The organism is Streptomyces sp. E2N166 (genome assembly GCF_003671715.1).
GTDB classification, from domain to species: domain Bacteria; phylum Actinomycetota; class Actinomycetes; order Streptomycetales; family Streptomycetaceae; genus Streptomyces; species Streptomyces thinghirensis.
The window spans coordinates 1,702,071-1,705,765 of sequence record NZ_RAIF01000032.1 but is presented as its reverse complement, the minus strand read 5'-3'; the positions used below and the strand labels follow the sequence as shown (position 1 = coordinate 1,705,765).

The following is a 3,695-nucleotide window of genomic DNA, read 5'->3' as shown; positions in this document are numbered from 1 at the left end:
CGCCCGGGCCACCGCCCGGTCCGCCGAGCCGCGCGCCACGCCGCCCGCCGACGACGCGAAGGCACGCGCGGCCCGCTTCAGCAGCTTCCGCCAGGCCGTACGGGCCACCGGCCCCGCCACCTCACGGGACGGTGCCCCGCAGGCGCAGCCCTCAGCACCCGCACCGGCCGAGACGGCCCCCGACCACCCGTCCCACTCGCACGCGCACCCGGAAGGCGACACCACTTCATGACCGGCTCGACCACCGCCGACGAGAAGCTCACCTGGCTCATCGAGGGCCTCCTGGAGCGCACGCCGGGCGCGCGGCACGCGCTCGTCCTGTCCCGCGACGGACTCAGGCTCTGCCGCACCCCGGAGCTCTCCGTCGACCAGGCCGACCAACTGGCCGCGATCGCCGCCGGCATCCAGTCGCTGTCCCACGGCGCGTCCGTGGAGTTCGGCGACGGCAGCGGCGGGGTGCGCTCGGCCATGACCGAGTTCTACGGCGGGATCCTGTTCATCGTGGAGGCGGGCCAGGGCGCGCACCTGGCCGTCGTCACCTCCGAGGACGCGGACGCGGGGCTCGTCGGGCACAACATGAGCGAGCTCATCGAACAGCTCGGCGAGCACCTCACCGCGCAGCCCCGTACGTCATGAGCCGCCCCGGCAGGGACGACGCGCCCGATCGCCTGTACACCGTCACCCAGGGACGCAGCCGGTCGAGCCCCGGCAACCCCTTCGACCTGGTCACCCTCGTCGTCGCCGAATGCGAGCCGGCGCCCGGCATGCAGTCGGAGCACACGGCGATTCTCAGGATGACCGAGGCGCCCACCGCCGTCGTGGAGATCGCCGCCGAACTGCGGCTTCCGGTGAGCATCACCAAGGTCCTGCTCTCCGATCTCCACGCCGCGGGCCGGGTCAGCGCACGCCACCCGCACTCGGCAGCCGTTACCGATCCCGACATCCTGGAGCAGGTGCTCGTTGGACTCCGCAACCTCTGACGCCCGCACCCCCTTGGGTGCGTCCGCCGACAACGGCCTGAAGATCGTGGTCGTGGGCGGGTTCGGCGTCGGCAAGACGACCATGGTCCGCTCGGTGAGCGAAATACGCCCCCTCAACACCGAGGAGACGATGACGCAGGCCGGCGAGGCGGTCGACGACATCAGTGAGGTGCGCGGCAAGACCGCGACGACCGTGGCCTTCGACTTCGGCCGCATCAGCCTCGACGCGCGCAACGTGCTGTACCTGTTCGGCGCGCCCGGCCAGGAACGCTTCTGGTTCCTGTGGGACCGGCTGTTCTCCGGCACGCTCGGCGCGGTGGTCCTGGTGGACACCCGCCGCATCGACGACTCCTGGTACGCCATCGACCGCCTGGAGCACCACGGCACGCCGTTCATCGTCGCCTGCAACGACTTCGGCGGGCCCCGGCATCGTCCCGAGGCCGTGCGCGAGGCGCTCGACCTGGACCCGCGGGTGCCGCTGGTCTTCTGCGACGCCCGGTCCCGCGAATCCGGCAAGCAGGTGCTGATCGCGCTCGTGGAGCACCTCCAGGCGCGCCACGCCGCCCAGCCCCGACAGGAGTTCGTGTGAGCACCGACGCCACCGACGTCACCGACGCCCCGGACGCCGTACCGCTCGGCGGCCCCCGCTTCCAGACCGAACCCGCCCTGCTGTACCGGCAGATGCGGCGCGAGCACGGTGCCGTCACCCCGGTGCTGCTGGACGGGGACGTCCCGGCCTGGCTGGTGCTCGGCTACCGCGAACTGCACCAGGTGACCGGCGATCCGGTGCTGTTCAGCCGGGACTCCGGCCTGTGGAACCAGTGGGAGAACATCCCCGGTGACTGGCCGCTGCTGCCGATGATCGGCCGGGGGCAGCCGTCGATCCTCTACACGGTCGGCGAACGGCACCGCGAACGCGCCGCCATGATCAGCAACGCGCTGGAGGCGGTCGACCCGCACATCCTGCGCGGCCATGCCGAGCGGTTCGCGGACGAACTCGTCGACCGGCTGTGCGCCAAGGGCGAGGCCGACCTGGTCGGCGACTACGCCATGCTGCTGCCGGTACGGGTCCTGGCCCGTCTGTACGGCTTCTCCGACGAGCAGGGTCCGGCGCTCGTCACCGCCCTCAACGACATGATCGACGGCAGGGAGCGGGCCATCGCCGGCCAGACGCACCTCGCCACGTCGATGGCGGGCCTCCTCGCCGACCGGAAGGCGGCGCCCGCCGACGACGTCGCCTCCCGGATGCTGGCCGACGACAGCAGCTTCACCGACGAGGAGGTCGCCCAGGACCTGATGGTGATGATGGCCGCGGGCCACCAGCCGACCGCCGACTGGATCGGCAACTCGCTGCGCCTGATGCTGACCGACGACCGCTTCGCCGCCTCCCTCTTCGGCGGCCGCAACAGTGTCGCCGAGGCCATGAACGAGGTGCTGTGGGAGGACACGCCCACGCAGAACGTGGCCGGCCGCTGGGCCTCGCGCGACACCCGGCTCGGCGGGCGCCACATCCGCGCCGGCGACCTGGTGCTGCTCGGTCTTCAGGGCGCCAACTCCGACCCGCAGGTCCGCACCGACGGCTCCGCGCTCACCGGCGGCAACAACGCGCACTTCTCCTTCGGACACGGCGAGCACCGCTGCCCGTTCCCCGCGCAGGAGGTCGCCGAGGTCATCGCGCGCACCGGCATCGAGGTCGTCCTCGACCGGTTGCCGGACATCGACCTGGCCGTACCCGCCGGGTCCCTCATCCGTCGCCCCTCGCCCTGGCTGCGGGGGCTGACCGAGTTGCCCGTGCGGTTCACCCCGACCACTGCCCTGGGAGGCACGTCAGCATGACGACCGGAACCGAAGAAGCCCGGATCCCGCTGGACCCGTTCGTCACCGACCTCGACGGCGAGAGCGCCCGGCTGCGCGCGGCCGGACCGCTCGCCGCCGTGGAGCTGCCGGGCGGCGTGCCCGTCTGGGCGGTCACCCACCACGCGGAGGCGAAGGCCCTCCTCACGGACCCCCGCCTGGTCAAGGACATCAACGTGTGGGGGGCGTGGCAGCGCGGCGAGATTCCCGCCGACTGGCCGCTGATCGGGCTGGCCAACCCCGGCCGCTCGATGCTCACCGTGGACGGCGCCGACCACCGGCGGCTGCGCACGCTGGTGGCTCAGGCGCTCACGGTGCGCCGGGTGGAGCACATGCGGGGTCGGATCACCGAGCTCACCGACCGGCTGCTCGACGAGCTGCCCGCGGACGGCGGCGTCGTGGACCTCAAGGCGGCCTTCGCCCACCCGCTGCCGATGTACGTCATCGCCGACCTGATGGGCATCGAGGAGGCGCGGCTGCCGCGGCTGAAGGTGCTGTTCGAGAAGTTCTTCTCGACGCAGACGCCGCCCGGGGAGGTGGTCGCCACGCTCACCGAACTGGCCGGGATCATGGCCGACACGGTCGCCGCGAAGCGCGCCGCGCCCGGCGACGATCTGACCAGCGCGCTGATCCAGGCGTCCGAGAACGGCGACCACCTCACGGACGCGGAGATCGTCTCCACGCTCCAGCTGATGGTGGCCGCCGGTCATGAGACCACCATCTCGCTCATCGTGAACTCCGTGGTCAACCTCGCCGCGCATCCCGAGCAGCGGGCCCTGGTGCTCTCCGGGGAGGCGGAGTGGTCCGCGGTGATCGAGGAGACGCTGCGCTGGTCGACCCCGACCTCGCACGTCCTGATCC

5 protein-coding genes and 1 pseudogene are annotated in these 3,695 nt (G+C 72.2%); all 6 read left to right on the top strand.

What is annotated here, in order from left to right:
• Positions 1-232 (top strand): annotated as a pseudogene (locus EBH09_RS34730) (ATP-binding protein); the annotation flags it as partial.
• A complete protein-coding gene (locus tag EBH09_RS34725; RefSeq protein WP_121750763.1) occupies positions 229-636 on the top strand; it encodes a roadblock/LC7 domain-containing protein in 408 nt (135 codons plus the stop codon). The pseudogene EBH09_RS34730 and the gene EBH09_RS34725, both read left to right, overlap by 4 nt.
• Positions 633-980 carry a DUF742 domain-containing protein gene (locus tag EBH09_RS34720; RefSeq protein ID WP_121750762.1) on the top strand — a complete coding sequence of 116 codons (348 nt, stop codon included), beginning with the start codon at positions 633-635 and terminating at the stop codon, positions 978-980. The genes EBH09_RS34725 and EBH09_RS34720 overlap by 4 nt, the downstream gene beginning before the upstream one ends.
• Positions 961-1,569 (top strand): ATP/GTP-binding protein, encoded by a 609-nt coding sequence (locus EBH09_RS34715; RefSeq protein WP_193776692.1) that lies wholly within the window; start codon positions 961-963, stop codon positions 1,567-1,569. Before EBH09_RS34720 ends, EBH09_RS34715 begins: the two co-directional genes overlap by 20 nt.
• The gene (locus tag EBH09_RS34710; protein WP_121750761.1) at positions 1,566-2,816 is read left to right on the top strand and encodes a cytochrome P450; all 1,251 of its coding nucleotides are present in this window, start codon (positions 1,566-1,568) and stop codon (positions 2,814-2,816) included. The genes EBH09_RS34715 and EBH09_RS34710 overlap by 4 nt, the downstream gene beginning before the upstream one ends.
• The coding region (locus tag EBH09_RS34705) for a cytochrome P450 (RefSeq protein ID WP_153182762.1) at positions 2,813-3,695 on the top strand (883 nt) is incomplete at its 3' end. The genes EBH09_RS34710 and EBH09_RS34705, both read left to right, overlap by 4 nt.